Source organism: Nitrospira sp. Ecomares 2.1, from assembly GCF_965152585.1.
Genome location: NZ_OZ224219.1, coordinates 1,989,476 through 2,004,364 on the forward strand (window position 1 = coordinate 1,989,476; position 14,889 = coordinate 2,004,364).

Sequence of the window (14,889 nt, forward strand, 5' to 3'; positions counted from 1 at the left end):
CCTATTCCCATTCGATCGTTGCCGGGGGTTTTGAGCTAATGTCATACACCACACGGTTGACCCCTTGCACTTCATTGATAATTCGATTGGACATTTTGCCCAATACCTCTGGCGGAATCACTCCCCAGTCCGCAGTCATGCCGTCTGTACTGGTGACGGCACGAATGGCGACCACTGATTCGTAGGTCCGTTGGTCGCCCATGACTCCCACAGTCTGGATTGGCAGTAAAACAGCGAACGATTGCCAGATGGTTCTTGACAGTGCGGCGCGTTCAATTTCATCACGGACAATGGCATCCGCCTCACGAAGAATTGCCAGGCGCTGTGCGGTCACAGAACCGATGATGCGAATTGCTAAGCCCGGACCGGGAAAGGGTTGCCGCCAAACAATGTCCTCTGGCAGACCTAATTCCAATCCCAATTGACGAACTTCATCTTTAAACAATTCTCGAAAAGGTTCAATCAGTTTAAATTTCATGCGTTTCGGTAAGCCACCGACATTATGATGTGTTTTGATCGTTGCCGAGGGCCCTTTCACGCTCAGACTTTCAATCACATCAGGATACAGTGTCCCTTGAACGAGAAATTTGACTGTGCCTAAAGATACTGCTTCCTGTTCGAAAACTTTGATGAATTGACGACCAATGATTTTTCGTTTGCGTTCCGGGTCTGTTGTGCGCCCTAGTGCTGATAGAAAGGTGTCTCCATGGTCAGCAATGCGAACTTTCAGATGATAGGCAGAATCGAACGTGGTTTGTAATTGTGCCACTTCATTCTTTCGCATAAGGCCATTATCAATAAAGATGCAGGTCAATTGGTCTCCAATTGCCCGGTGAGCCAGGACAGCGGCCACTGTGGAATCCACTCCCCCGCTAAGTGCGCAAATGACCTTGTCGCTGCCGACAGTCTGACGGATGTTTGTCAAGGCTTGTTCGATGAATGACCCCATTGTCCAAGTTGGCTCGCAGTGGCAAATATGACGTGCAAAATTTTGAAGAATAGTTGACCCGTGGAGTGTATGGATGACTTCAGGGTGGAACTGGATCCCAAAGAGCTGCTGGGTATTTGGGGAGGACTTCATCGCGGCGATAGGGGCATGGGTCGTGTGGGCAATTACTTGAAATCCTGGTGGAAGTTGTTGAACGGAATCCCCATGAGACATCCACACAGGAAATGCGGTTGCGGGATCAAGGCCAAGAAATAAATTCGTGTTGTCGTCAATGGTCAGATCGGCTCGACCGAATTCACGATGGGGTGTGGGATTGACGGTTCCGCCACATTGATGGGCGAGTAATTGCATACCGTAGCAGATGCCCAGGATGGGTATGGCAAGATCAAAAATTTGGCTGTCTATTTTGGGGGCATGGGCCTGAGTAACGCTGGCCGGTCCTCCGGAAAAAATAATCCCTTTGGGGTGGTAGTTAAGGATGTCCTGAACCGTCGCCTGCGAGGGGAGGATGACAGAGAAAATGTGGAATTCGCGTATCCGCCGTGCGATGAGTTGCGTATACTGCGATCCAAAATCAAGAATGACAATGGTATCGTGTTGCGAGTGCATGAGCCTGCGAGTTAATTTGTCAACGTGGGAACTGACTGACTTAAGGGCAAGACCAGATTTTAGTCAGCCCGATAATTTGGGGCCTCTTTGGTAATCACCACATCATGAACGTGGGCCTCCCGAAGCCCTGCAGAGGTGAGCTGAAGGAACTGAGCATTCTGTTGAAGTTCTTCGATTGTCCGACATCCGCAGTACCCCATTCCTGCCTTCAGCCCTCCGACTAATTGATAGACCATGACCGCGAGATTTCCTTTATAGGGAACTCTGGCTTCAATGCCTTCGGGAACTAATTTGGAAGTTTCGCGGCCTTCTTGAAAGTAGCGATCCTTTCCTCCTCGTTCCATGGCTCCCAGTGATCCCATCCCCCGGTATTCTTTGTAGGTTCGGCCCTGATACAACACGGTTTCACCTGGCGATTCTTCGGTTCCGGCAAAAAGTGATCCGATCATCACGCAAGAGGCCCCGGCCGCGAGGGCCTTGGTGAGATCTCCCGAGTATTTGATGCCTCCATCAGCAATTAAGGGTATTTGGTGTTCTTTGGCGACGGTGGCACAATCGGCCACTGCCGTTAGTTGAGGGACTCCGGCTCCTGATACAATTCTGGTGGTGCAGATTGAGCCTGGCCCGACTCCAACTTTAATGGCATCTGCTCCGGCCTTAATGAGATCCAGCGTGGCAGCAGAAGTTGCGACATTTCCTGCCATCAGCTCCAGGTCCGGATAGCGGGATTTAATGTCTTTGACTTTGTCCAAGACGCTTTGAGAGTGCCCATGAGCGGTATCGACAACGATTAGGTCAATTCCAGCTTTTGTGAGCCGTTCCAGCCGTTCTTCTACATCAGGTCCGACCCCGACGGCCGCGCCAACGCGCAGACGCCCGTGCGCATCTTTGCAGGCAAAAGGATATTTGATTTTTTTCTGAATGTCTTTAATGGTGATCAACCCTTTTAGCTCAAATTGATCATTCACTACCGGAAGTTTTTCAATGCGATGCTCATGAAGGATTGCCTGGGCTTGGTCTAATCCAGTGCCCTCAGGGGCAGTCACTAGGTTGTTTTTCGTCATAACCTGGGAAACTTTGAGATCCAGACGGTTTTCAAAACGAAGGTCTCGATTCGTTAAGATTCCAACCAATTTGCTATCTTTGGTTACAGGGATTCCGGATATGCGATAGGTCGACATGAGATGGTGAGCATCGCGAATAGTATGATCCGGGGAGATGGTAATCGGAGAAAGGATCATCCCGCTTTCTGATTTTTTGACCTTATCGACTTCTGAGGCTTGCACGTCAGGGGAGAGTGCACGGTGAATAATTCCAATCCCCCCTTCCCGCGCTATCGCAATTGCTAATCGCCCTTCGGTGACGGTGTCCATGGCCGCGCTCAGAATGGGGATATTGATACGAATATTTCGAGTGAGTTGGGTGGAGGGATCTACATCAGATGGAATGATATTTGAATGGCGTGGGACCAAAACCACGTCATCAAAAGTGAGCCCTATTCGTAATTGTTTCTCCAACATGAGTTAGGCCTTGTATCCTGTCCCTTGCCGAAATCTGTATACGGAAAAGTCTTTCATCATAATTTTCTTTTAAAAGTCAGTCAATGTCCTTCTTGTTTTTCCAGATGGGATTGGGAGAACACCCAATACCCTTCAGAATCAGCAGCTAACTGTATTCTCAGCCGAGGATTCGGGTGTGGCCTTAAACTGATGCCAACGGGTGCAGGTATTCCCGTTGGCATCTGGTCAATGTGGGTGGTTGTTTCCTGGGGATGTTGCCAGAGCTATGTGGCTATTCCGCTGCTTCAGGAATAAAGGCCATCGTTTCCTCTTCTTGGAAGTGATCTTCGGCTTCCTCTGCCTGCATGAATTCCTGAACTCGCATATTGCCGCTGTCAACGGAATAAATGTGTCCTCTGGAGTCAGCCCCTATTCCATAGGGAAAGTTGAATTGGCCATCCTGGGAGCCGAAGCCACCCCATTGGGTGATAAAGTTACCGTCCCGATCAAACTTTTGGATGCGTTGGTTGCCGGTATCACTGATGAATACGTCACCTGATTCGTCTACCGCCACACCCCAGGGTGATCGGAATTGTCCAGGTTCTTGTGCCTGAGCGCTGCTGGCATGACCAGGTCCAATTCCACCGCCCCACTTGGTGAGTAATTGAGGGAGGACGTTTGAGCTGGTATCAAATTTTTGAATCCGATGATTCCCCATATCGACTATGTAGACAGTTCCATCGGTTTGATCTACCGCAATGCCTCGCGCAAAATAAAACTGCCCGTCCCCATTCCCAAAGCTTCCCCACTGCATGATAAATTCTCCGGTTTCATCAAACTTTTGAATCCGAAAGTTGGCACTATCGACGACATACAGGTACCCGCGGACTCGGTCGACCGCTACACCCCATGGAGCATTAAACTGTCCTTCGCCATTACCACGGGATCCGAGTTTCATCATGTAATGCCCTAATTTCCCATCAAATTTTTGAATCCGATGGTTATTGGTGTCTGCCACATATACATTGCCATTCCCATCACATGCGATACCGGTTGGATTATTGAAACCGCCATTAGCGGCACCGAAACTTCCCCATAGGAGGATGAAATTGCCATTACGGTCGAATTTCTGAACTCGGTTGTTCCCGTTATCAACCACAAATAATGACCCTTGGCGATCAATCGTCAGCCCGTATAGAGGGCTAATAAATTCTCCTCCATGGAGAAGGGAGGCTCCCCGGCCTGGTTTTCCCCACTTTGTGGCGCAAATATACCCAGATGTATTGAGAAGGATATGGGTGCTGGCCGGAACGGAAACGTTATTGTTGGCATCTTTAAACCAAACGTAGACGGTTTTTGTTCCATCTGTTGGAGAGGTGGTAAAAGGAATCGTGGCTCCAAATTTTTGTTCCGGCTCCACCTCAACCCACCCAGGCATGGTCCCGCTTGGAGTCATGGGGTTTTCAGAGATGAAATAGGCAGCCACCCCGCTATCTACGTCTTTAGCTGAGATGGTGGCGACCATGTCGGGACTATTGGTCATGTAAGCGCCATGGTTTATGACGATGTCAGGATTTTGAGGTGCCGAAATGTCGATCAGAACCGGAATAGCGGTCTGTTCCTCAGAAAGCTGGCTTTCTGCTCCTTCTTCAGTGACCGAAGTCATGGCATAAAAATATGGCGTGTCATTTGTGAGACCACTATGAATATAGGGGGTGGTCACGCCTTCAATCTTTGTTGAAGTTTCTGTAGAGACATTGGGTTCCGTACTAAAATAGAGGTTGTAACTGACGGCATTGGGAACTTCGAGCCAACTAAGGATGTTTTCCGTATCCCCCGGCTTAACGGCAAGGTTGATGGGGGCGGTAAGATCGCTGGAAACCCGTTTTTCTTGTTTGCCACGATTGAGTTCTTCTTCTGTTGGGGCAAACTTGGTTAAACGATGGTTGCCGCTGTCTATTACGTATACATATCCCTCTTTGTCTATTGCGATCCCTGACGGGAAATTCAGCTGTCCTTCGGTTAATCCACGATTTCCCCATGAAGTTAGATAGGTTCCGCTAGAATCAAATTTTTGGACACGGTGATTTCCGCTGTCGACAATGTACACATATCCCAACGGGTCGCAGGCGACTCCCCATGGGGCTTTGAATTGGCCAGGGGCATTCCCTTCCTTTCCCCACTTCAGGAGAAAGTTACCGCGTGCATCAAACTTTTGAATCCGATTGTTCCCCTCATCAGCAATATAAATATTCCCTACAAAGTCAACTGCGAGTCCGCGAGGAAAAAAGAACGCCCCGTCATATCCCCCGTCACGGCCCCACTTGAGCACAGGGGATCCGTTTGGCAGGAATTTTTGAATTCTTGCATTGCTGGTATCAGAGACAAACAGGTTGCCTTGGGAATCGGTGGTAACACCCCAAGGGACATCAAATTTCCCGGCTTCCGCCCCTCGCCAGGCAAAACCAAATTTCCCCCATGCGTTGATAATATTACCTTCTGAATCAAATTTTTGGATGCGATTGTTCCCACTGTCGGCCACATACACCTCTCCTTCTGGTGAGGTGGCGATGCCACGTGGGTAATAAAATTTTCCTTCGCTTGAATCGGGTTCGTCCCCCCAACGTGCAAGAAATTTTCCCGATCGGTCAAACTTCTGAATTGAATGATTGTCTGTATCGCCGACATAGATATTTCCGTCTTTATCAATAGCAATGCCGGTTGGTGATTTGAATTCTCCATCGTCGACGCCTTCACATCCGATTTGCATTACGGAGAGATAGGGGGAGGGAATCGACATTACTTCCTCAGACAATAGACTTTCACCCTCTTCTGTGACCACAGAGATTGCATAGTGGTAACAGAAGTTATTGGCTAAGTCGTTATGTTCATAAGGAGATATCGCTCCTTCAATGCAATTGGCTTTTTCTTTTGTAATCCCAACTTTTGGGATAAAATCCTCATGCCCTGCGACTGGTCTGGTCAGTTCATTTGGCTTAATTTGAACGCCTTTGGTGGTCATGAAATAAACGTTGTAATACAGGGCTTCAGGGACAGGATCCCATGTGAGGGTAATACGCGTATGATCAGGGATCGCACGTAAGTTGTCTGGTGCCTGAGGAATATTGGCATCCTGGTTTTGTCCTGCTCCCCAGTCTTCCTCCCCACTTTCTACGGTCAACAACCTGGTTCGAGATAGCGGGTTTTCAAAAAATAAGGCATCGAGAAGTTTTGTCATGCTGTTCCTCTGAAATTGATGAGTCAATTGTGTATAATTTGAAATTTTGCAATAAATACAACGACTTACGAGAAAAGTCTACCAGGAGAAAAATAGCGAAGTCAAGGAAGGCTTAGCAGGCCCATGACCTCCTAACCTTCTTAGATAACAAGTCAATTGTAAGTTATGACAGATCAAGGAATACTCTTACCTTATTATTTTTGAAGAAAAGTTGATCCATAGGGAACCCAAAAACCTCGCCCCCTTCACCACTCAAAAGTAGGTAAGAAGGCGACAGATATTCAACAGTGCAGTGCTTACGAAGGTTGGCCAATTCCTGATTTAGTGACGTTGGCAGCCTGCGGACCCTTTGCTCCTTCTACCAAGTCAAATTCGACGGATTCCCCCTCCTTTAGGGATTTAAATCCGTCTTCTTGAAGAGCGGAATAATGGACAAACACGTCCTGTCCACCTTCAACTTGAATGAATCCAAAACCTTTTCGATCATTAAACCATTTTACCGTTCCCTTACTTCTCATGATGGCCCTCCCCATTAGAGCACTTGTGGATATAGATTATAAAATTTGTGCGTTCCTAAAAAAAAAGCCGAAAAAGGAGTTCATTCCTCTCTCGGCTTCACGGCGTAATATCCTTTTCACTTCTTTAACCATAATACAAAAACGATGATGGTGTAGCACAGTTTAAAGAATCTGTCAATAAATGACAGGAGGAAATTCATTCCCTACTATTTCGCCTGTAGGGTAATTGTTCCAGATTTGGAATTAATGGCCGAGGGGGCCATGTTGGTTATCCGACATTTTTTATCACTTTTTATTCATCCGTATTGTCCAAGATGTTGATCAGACTTCTCGATCGGTACATTTTTTTTGAGTTACTTCCCCCATTTTTGACCAGCCTCACCGGATTGTGTTTCATCATTTTTACGAAGGAAATGCTACGGCTGGTGGATTTAGTGGTATCTCGAGGAATTAGCTTGGCGGGCTTGGGGTCGATTGTTCTGCATTTGCTTCCTTCCTTTTTAGTCCTAACCTTACCAATTGCCTGCTTGATTGCCTCAATTTCGGCATTTAATCGCCTATCGTTTGACAATGAGGTGACTGCCATTCGAGCCGCGGGGGTTAGTTTCTGGCGGATCAACCTTCCTGTGGCGGTCTTTTCCGGAATGGTATTTCTTTTAACGGTGTACCTTTCTCAATGGGGCCAGCCGTGGGCCAAAGTGTCATTGAAGACTTTGGCCCTGAGCGTCATCGAAGATGAGTTGACTCTTGCTGTTGATTCGGGTGTGTTTAATGAACCAATCCCTGGACTCATGGTGTATGTGCCTCACTCAGAGAATGGCTCTGGCCAAAAGGGCGTATTTATTTCGGATCAGCGTAATCCCGACCAACCCTTGATCATTGTGGCGGAGAATTTTCAAATGTTGAAACAGAGCGAACGTCAGCAGTTTGGTATTCGCTTGTTTAGGGGGGCAATCCATCAAATCCCCAAAGATGCCAATAGTTTTCATCGGGTCGCCTTTGATACCTATGATTTTTGGCTATCTTCACCATTTACGTCAGTGAAAGAAAAAACCAAACGGAAAACCTACCAAGACCTCACTCAACAATTGGAAGAATCGGGTGGAACGGATGCCGGTGCCCTTCGTCGATTAATAGAGTTTCATAAAGACACGGCCTTTCCGGTCGCCACCTTTGTGCTGGGTTTATTGGGCGTTCCGGTCGGAATTGTGTCGAAGCGGTCGGGAAAAGCCGGAGGGTTTGCGATTGGGGTTCTCGTGGTCATCGGGTTTTATCTATTAAATGTGCTGGGAGAGTTTCTCGTGACGACTTTGGTGATTTCTCCATTAGCTGGCGCATGGATGCCAAACATCATCCTGGCCTGCCTGACAGGATTCTTACTATTTCAAGCACGAAAGCAATGATCAAGAAATTTTTCAACCAGATTTAGATCATGAAGAAAATTTCTTGGTATGTGTTTGGAAAATTTAGCCGGGTCTTCCTGATGTGTCTTGTAACGGTGTTGACGATTTATCTCGTCGTGGATTTTTTCGAAAAATTAAGAAAATTTTTAAAATATGATGCGGACTTAACGGTTATTTTTAGCTTTTTTGTCTATCGAATCCCTGAAATTGCCTTTTTACTGGCCCCGCTGGCGGCCCTGATGGCCTCAATTTTGACGGTTGGTGGGCTTAACCGGACTCGTGAAATTACGGCGATGCGCAGTTGCGGGTTAAGTTTTTATCAAATTGCCATTCCCTTTTTTGTTTTTGGTGCGCTCGTGAGTGTCGTGGGTCTGAGTTTGACGGCTGTGTTGATTCCTCTGGCCAATATCAAAGCCGAATATGTCCAATCGGTCCTGATTCAAAATAAACCAGAGCCCCTCTCACTCACTCCGGAAGGTTTGTGGCTCAGGGTGGGACGAAATCACCTTTTGCGTATTGATTCGGTGACAGAGGATGGACATCGTTTGAATGGTATTCACCAGTACACACTCGATGATCGCTTCAATCTCAAGGGAATTCTTGAAGGGGAATGGGCAACATTTGTCGATGAGGAATGGGTGATTGAGCATGTGATTCAACGAACATTTCAGGAAGAAGAACGCATGCAAGTGAATGGCATGCCACGGCAGGTGTTGCGCCTCTCTCTCACGCCTGATGATTTTCAGAATTGGCTATCTCAGTCTCCAGAGCACATGTCGTTGTATGAATTGCATGATTATATTCAGAGAGTAATTGAAGATGGCCATAGTCCTCATCGTTTTTTAACTGATTATTGGGCTCGTTTTGCGTACTCCATCGTTCCTCTGGTGATGACATTGCTAGGGATCTCGGTGAGTCTTCGAGGAAGTGGTGTGCGTGGGGTGGGAGTGGCGAAAGGGCTTGGGCAAACTCTGGCAATTGGATTTTTCTTCTGGGCCGCACATTCCGTGGGTATTGTTTTAGGACGCAATGGAGCGGTGTTACCGATCATTGGTAGTTGGATTGCCACAGCCATGTTTTTGGTCATCGGAATTAACCTTTTTTTGAAGCTAAAATGAGGGAATCGCGATTGCCTTGAAGATTGCTCCGACAAATGTGTGATTGAAAATTTCGTCTTTGTTTGCTGGCACCATTAGTGTTTGTTCCTGATGCTGTGCAATGTATGAATTTGTCAATTTCCCTCATGAACACGCAAGGTTTTTTCTTAACTCCCCCTGTCTTGAATCCGATAACACTTGCACAGAGACAGAGCTTGAAGGGTAGAGGAGGCCCCAATGCTTTCAGGCAGACAGTGGATCGGAAATTTCAAAAACTCACCACTTACATAAGGTTGTGATTATCGGATAACAAATTCAACAGGTGACAAGGGCAAACTATCCGTGAGGGTAGGGCGCAAAGCCAAGAAACCCTGAGAGCGTGGTTGTTTTAGGGTTCGTCTGGTTACCGAACTGTGTTGGTAGGTCCATGCGTTCGTTCATGCGCCCATTCCCTGGAATTGGGCGCTTTTTTTTGGTCACAAGGAAAGGCCGAAATATGGACGATGACGCGCAACATTTCACAGAGCCAGCACTTGGCATCAAAGAGCTCGACTCGTCTTGCCTTGGCTCAGTTAGTCAGGACAAACCAGAAAATGGAGAAGCGCAGGACCGGCTTGATCAGGAACATGTTACTCGGATTTTATTGGAGTTTCTCCCGATCATTCGCCGGATGGCTGGAGTTATGGCGTTCAAGAATCCCTTTTCCCTGGATGTCGAGGATTTGACGAGCGCCGGGGCAATGGGTTTGTTGTCCGCGTTAAAGCGCTATGATCCAACACGGGATATCAAATTTAGAACATTTGCCGAATATCGCATCCGTGGCATGATGTTAGATGAAATTCGGGCAATGGATTGGGTTCCTCGGTCTGTTCGATCCCGTCGAGATCAAGTGCGACAAATTGTTGAAGAACATCTTCAGAAAAACGGGACGCCACCGACTTCACAGGAATTGGCTGCGCTATTGGGCGTTCCCATTGATGAAATAGAGGGAGTGGGAGGGTGTGATCCTCGTCTAATTAGTCTGGACGAGCCGGTTGGGCAAGGAGAAGATGAATGTACGCTTCGTGATGTTTTGCCGGATGTTAACCATCTTGACCCTTTTGTGGCCTGTGCGGACGCAGAAATGAAGGCGGCATTATCAGCGGCCCTTGAGACATTATCGGCACGCCAGCAAGAAGTACTTCAGTCCTATTATCACACCGGATTAACGATGAAGGAAATTGGTCACCAAATGGGGCTTACCGAATCTGGCGTCTGTCGGGTGCATTCCGGTGCACTCCGACATTTACGCATAGAGTTGAAACGTATTGAGGATGGGGGACGCAGTCCGACTCGGCCTAAGAATTTGCGAAAAACGCGTGCAGGCAATGACTAGTTAAATGGTGTGCTTATTAAAGAATTCGTGTCCGCCAATTTGGGCCACTTTTCGGTTGACCTGAGCCCAATGGGGGGTCTTGACCAGTTTGGGATTATAAAACAGCACAGCCCCATCCACTACCTTCCGACCGTCTTGCACAAGCCTCCAGGCTAATAAACTTTCTTGCATTTTTCGATTCGTTTGATCAAATTTCACTTCGTTTGGATTCCGCCCGATCCATGGCTCAAACTGTTTGGCACGAAGAACCGTGCCCTTGACCGTGCCATCGCTGTGGTATTTGTGAGTCATCCGGTTCCGAATGACGGCCGCAACGCCTAACTTTCCAGCAAAACTTTCCCCACGGGCTTCCAGGTAGATTGTTAGGGCGGCTAATGTATCGTCGCTGTGGGTGGAATCCTTCGTCTGGGTCATTTCTAGCGGCAATGATGAGCCAGGCGAAGAAGACGAAAGAACCAAAGCGATATCAGCCGAATTTACGTGAGTAGGGGAGACCGGGATTAAGCATAAAAAGAAGGTTTCTAGGCCAATGATGAGGATAAAAGGCAAAAGTCTTTTGTTTTGTTTCATTTTATCCCTTTTTTAGTGGTGATGGGTTTAAATTGTTTGCGCGTTGTTTTTTTAATAAAGGAGCTAAGTTCAATGTAATGCTTTTTGGATAAAATCTTTCGCAAGGTATATGCCATTGAAGTTTTAGATTGTTCAATGGCTCGTTTCTATGGGAGTCTTGTATTGTAGTGGGGAGTTTGGTGTTAGGCCTTTTGGATTTTTATAAATTACAAGTGGCCTTCCCTACAGCATTATGTCGTGGTTCCGGGACATCATAGACAAGGGGAAACGGTTTTTTTTTAAATAGGCATTGGAAACAGGGAGATTTCGGGATTCTCCTACTGATTAAAAATCCGACAATCTTAAAATTGGGTAATTGAATCAGCGGAAAATGGGGTGAACAACCTGGGAATCTATCGAGAATGCTGCATATTCCAAGATTTTAGTGAGGGAGGAGATCATGAGGGCTTTGTCGGCGAGCAAAAGAGCATGGGAACTGATGGTGTGTTTCGGCGTGGGAGTAATTCTTCTGGTTACGTTGCCGCATTCCAATGGTTGGGCTCAGTCAGACCAAATTCCTATCTTGACTAGTAAGCCTCTCGCGCATGCTAAAGTGTTTTTGAGTGCCGGAGATTACCGGCGAGCGGTGGAGGCTTGCCAAAAAAATATTGACCGCAACCCCTCGGTTGAAGCGTATGTTTATTTGGCCTACGTATATCAGGCAATTGATGGTTATTTAGGATCATTAGCGAAGCAGGAGGATTATGTGAAAGTAGAGCAGTTAGCTTTGAATTTGACCGCACGGGACATTCTTGATCTCATTGATCCGCCAAATGTCATGCCTCGTATGGCGCAAGAGCTTATTCATGAAGGTATTCGACAACAATTTGACGTGACAGCAGCGATGGCCAATCGGTTGAGTCGGACACAGACGGAAGAATTATGGGCACAACAAACCCGGTGGCGCGAATTGAATCCTGATTCATGGTGGACCGGCACACCGGATGAATGGCAGTGGTGAATTCGGTTCCTGTCATTTCTGCGAGTGTTAGAGATCCCTCAAATCATAGGGGGTAGCCCTCATTGCTAGCTAAGCCTGTATGAATGAGTTGACAGTCCGACAAGAGCGGTTTTAGGATGCCATCAGAGCTGGGCATTTTGTCGTATTTATCCAAGGAGGCAGTCAGTGTCTGATTTAGTGGCCAAAGCGGATGCAACGAATTGGGATGGGGAAGTGCTGAAATCTTCAGAGGTGGTCATGGTGGATTTCTGGGCGGTCTGGTGTGGACCCTGTCAAATGGTGGCCCCAATCGTCGATGAGCTCGCACAGGAGTATCAAGGCAAGCTTAAAGTCATGAAGCTCAACACCGATGATGCCCCCGAAGTTGCGGGACAATACCAAATCATGAGCATTCCCAGTATCCTCTTTTTTAAGGGTGGCCAAGTTGTCGAAAAAATTGTTGGAGCAAGACCAAAGCAACAATTTAAACAAATCATTGACTCGCTCCTGGCTCAATCTACTTCCCCTGCCTGATCAGTGGGGCCGATGACTCGGTGTTATGCTGACCGAGCTGCGTATTTCCAATTTTGCTCTCATTGATCAACTTCATCTGGAGCTCCCGCCTGGATTTCTTGTCCTGACGGGGGAGACCGGAGCTGGAAAATCTCTCCTCATTGATGCCCTGGTATTACTTACCGGCGGGCGAGCCTCTGCAGAGCATATTCGGTTTGGTGCTGACGAAGCCCTGTTAGAAGCCTGTTTTATTCTTCCCGCGACACATCATCTCACGATCAGGTTACAACGGGACGGATACCTCCTGCCGGATCAACAGGACCTTATCGTTCGTCGGTTGTTGTCGCGGTCAGGAAAGAACCGCAATTTCCTCAATGGGCAACTGGCCCCTCTTCAAACGATTCAAGACATTGGTTCCCAGTTGGTAGATATCCATGGCCAACATGACCAGCAATCACTGCTTTCCGCTAAGACCCAGCTCAAATTGCTGGATGCATTTGGAAATCTTGAGGATGTCGTAGGTCGCTATCAACAGATGCATCGTGAATGGTTTGAGAAAAAGGCGGCTCTAGATGAATACGTAGAGAAGATACGGGATCAAGCCAATAGGCAGGATATCCTTCAATACCAATATGACGAGTTGGTCAAGATGCAGTTGCAGTCTGGAGAAGAAGAGTCTCTAAGCCAGGAATACCATCGATTGAAACATAGCGGTCGATTAGGAGAGTTATCGAATCAAGCTTTTACTGCGTTACATGAAGGAGAACGATCTGTTCTGGATCACCTGGGTGAGGTGACTGAGCGGGTACAAGAACTTGCGAAAATAGATGCGCAAGGTGAACCATGGGTCCCATTGTTGGAAGCAGCGACCGTGGCGTTGCGGGAGGTGACGGATAATCTTCGAGATTATCGGAATCAGATAGAGTATGACCCGGAGCGAATGGATCTGATTGATAGTCGGTTGGCCGGTCTTCAGCGGCTTAAAAAGAAATATGGAAAGCCGATCGAAGATTTAGTGGAACTTACCACTATCCTGAAGCAAGACTTGGCGTTACTCCAAAATGGAGAAGAGCAAGTGGCGCATTTGCAAGCAGAAGTGACCAGTCGATATGAATCGATGAAGGCCTCGGCTGAAGAATTATCGGCCAGGCGGAAAACAGTTGCGAAGCATTTGGTCAAGGAGATCAAGCAGGAATTAGCGGCTCTGAAAATGTCGACAATGGAGGTGCAGGTTAATATTGAGATGGCCAATGGAGATACCGGAATTGGTTTGACAGGAATGGATCGTGTTGAGATGCTCCTGGCTCCCAACCCGGGAGAACCGCTCATGCCATTGGGCCGAATTGCATCGGGTGGAGAATTGTCTCGAATCATGTTGGCCTTAAAAACCGTGTTTGCGGAGAATGATCAGACTCCCGTCGTTATTTTCGATGAAATTGACAGTGGTATAGGCGGGGAAGCGGGAATGGTCATGGGGAGTCGTTTGCGTCAATTGGCGAAATTTCATCAAGTATGTTGTATCACCCATCTCCCACAGATTGCCTCGCAGGCTCATGCACAATTCGTGGTGGAGAAAACAACGCTAGATGACCGAACGCAGACGAAAGTACATGAAGTCACTGGAGTACATCGGGAAACCGAAATCGCTCGCATGTTGGGTGGTGGCACCCTGACCCCAACCATCAGAAAGACCGCCGGTGAAATGCTGGATCGGGGAAGCAGCCCTCACGTAGGCGTCGGTCTCCAAAAGCCAAGAAAGAAACCTGCCAAGACCTAATCTAATTTTGAATGACCCGGTACATTCAGGTAGCCATTCATGAACGGGTGGATAACTTATTCTCTGTCTGAGAGAATTGTTAAGATTCGGGTTTCTCAAAAACCTCATAACCATTCATTGTGAAGCTAACGCATAGTCTCAGCTAAAAGTCCCGTCGGCACAATGGATGAAAAGTCGTTCGTTGGGAAGATCCAATCGATAAAAAGGTGAACGCCATGCCCTACGACATCGACGACCGCGGTCCTCTTAGTATCGTCGACCTCGATCCGTTAAACCGGCAGATTCTGGTCTTTCATCAAGGTAAAGCGTGTTCACTCGATGCCTTAGATGCAGGGTTGGACCGCAAAATGTCGATCAGTGTG

Annotated in this window: 11 protein-coding genes and 1 riboswitch; of the genes, 6 read left to right on the top strand and 5 right to left on the bottom strand. The window is 47.5% G+C overall.

All coding sequences use genetic code 11. The features are described 5' to 3' along the window. Nucleotide 1: 1 nt before the first annotated feature. The 4 genes from guaA to ACWHYD_RS08680 all read right to left on the bottom strand — a co-directional run bounded on the left by guaA (nucleotide 2) and on the right by ACWHYD_RS08680 (nucleotide 6,813). Nucleotides 2-1,558 (bottom strand): glutamine-hydrolyzing GMP synthase, encoded by a 1,557-nt coding sequence (gene guaA / locus ACWHYD_RS08665; protein ID WP_447965501.1) that lies wholly within the window; start codon nucleotides 1,556-1,558, stop codon nucleotides 2-4. A 59-nt stretch (nucleotides 1,559-1,617) separates the two neighbouring features. After that, the gene (gene guaB, locus ACWHYD_RS08670; RefSeq protein WP_447965502.1) at nucleotides 1,618-3,078 is read right to left on the bottom strand and encodes an IMP dehydrogenase; all 1,461 of its coding nucleotides are present in this window, start codon (nucleotides 3,076-3,078) and stop codon (nucleotides 1,618-1,620) included. Between the two features lie 271 nt (nucleotides 3,079-3,349). After that, entirely contained in the window at nucleotides 3,350-6,295 is a 2,946-nt protein-coding gene (locus ACWHYD_RS08675) for an SMP-30/gluconolactonase/LRE family protein (protein ID WP_447965503.1), read from the bottom strand. A 296-nt stretch (nucleotides 6,296-6,591) separates the two neighbouring features. Then, nucleotides 6,592-6,813, bottom strand: coding sequence for a cold shock domain-containing protein (locus ACWHYD_RS08680; RefSeq protein WP_312641881.1), 222 nt, complete (start codon nucleotides 6,811-6,813; stop codon nucleotides 6,592-6,594). A 314-nt stretch (nucleotides 6,814-7,127) separates the two neighbouring features. On the opposite strand from ACWHYD_RS08680, the gene ACWHYD_RS08685 reads away from it, so the two are divergent. From ACWHYD_RS08685 to ACWHYD_RS08695, 3 genes are all read left to right on the top strand, one after another. Next, a complete protein-coding gene (locus ACWHYD_RS08685) occupies nucleotides 7,128-8,216 on the top strand; it encodes an LptF/LptG family permease (RefSeq protein ID WP_447965504.1) in 1,089 nt (362 codons plus the stop codon). Between the two features lie 29 nt (nucleotides 8,217-8,245). Further along, a complete protein-coding gene (gene lptG / locus ACWHYD_RS08690) occupies nucleotides 8,246-9,334 on the top strand; it encodes an LPS export ABC transporter permease LptG (RefSeq protein WP_447965505.1) in 1,089 nt (362 codons plus the stop codon). Between the two features lie 299 nt (nucleotides 9,335-9,633). Next, a riboswitch (cyclic di-GMP riboswitch) is annotated at nucleotides 9,634-9,724 on the top strand. Between the two features lie 85 nt (nucleotides 9,725-9,809). After that, a complete protein-coding gene (locus ACWHYD_RS08695; RefSeq protein WP_447965506.1) occupies nucleotides 9,810-10,688 on the top strand; it encodes a sigma-70 family RNA polymerase sigma factor in 879 nt (292 codons plus the stop codon). Here the strand turns inward: ACWHYD_RS08695 and ACWHYD_RS08700 are convergent, their stop codons facing one another. Next, entirely contained in the window at nucleotides 10,689-11,258 is a 570-nt protein-coding gene (locus tag ACWHYD_RS08700; protein WP_447965507.1) for a cell wall hydrolase, read from the bottom strand. A 439-nt stretch (nucleotides 11,259-11,697) separates the two neighbouring features. Between ACWHYD_RS08700 and ACWHYD_RS08705 the strand changes: the two genes are divergently transcribed. The 3 genes from ACWHYD_RS08705 (at nucleotide 11,698) to recN (ending at nucleotide 14,527) form a co-directional block, all read left to right on the top strand. Next, entirely contained in the window at nucleotides 11,698-12,258 is a 561-nt protein-coding gene (locus tag ACWHYD_RS08705) for a hypothetical protein (RefSeq protein ID WP_447965508.1), read from the top strand. A gap of 165 nt (nucleotides 12,259-12,423) precedes the next feature. Beyond that, nucleotides 12,424-12,771 (top strand): thioredoxin, encoded by a 348-nt coding sequence (gene trxA / locus ACWHYD_RS08710; RefSeq protein WP_342346792.1) that lies wholly within the window; start codon nucleotides 12,424-12,426, stop codon nucleotides 12,769-12,771. A 25-nt stretch (nucleotides 12,772-12,796) separates the two neighbouring features. Beyond that, nucleotides 12,797-14,527 (top strand): DNA repair protein RecN, encoded by a 1,731-nt coding sequence (gene recN / locus ACWHYD_RS08715; protein ID WP_447965509.1) that lies wholly within the window; start codon nucleotides 12,797-12,799, stop codon nucleotides 14,525-14,527. Nucleotides 14,528-14,889: the final 362 nt, after the last annotated feature.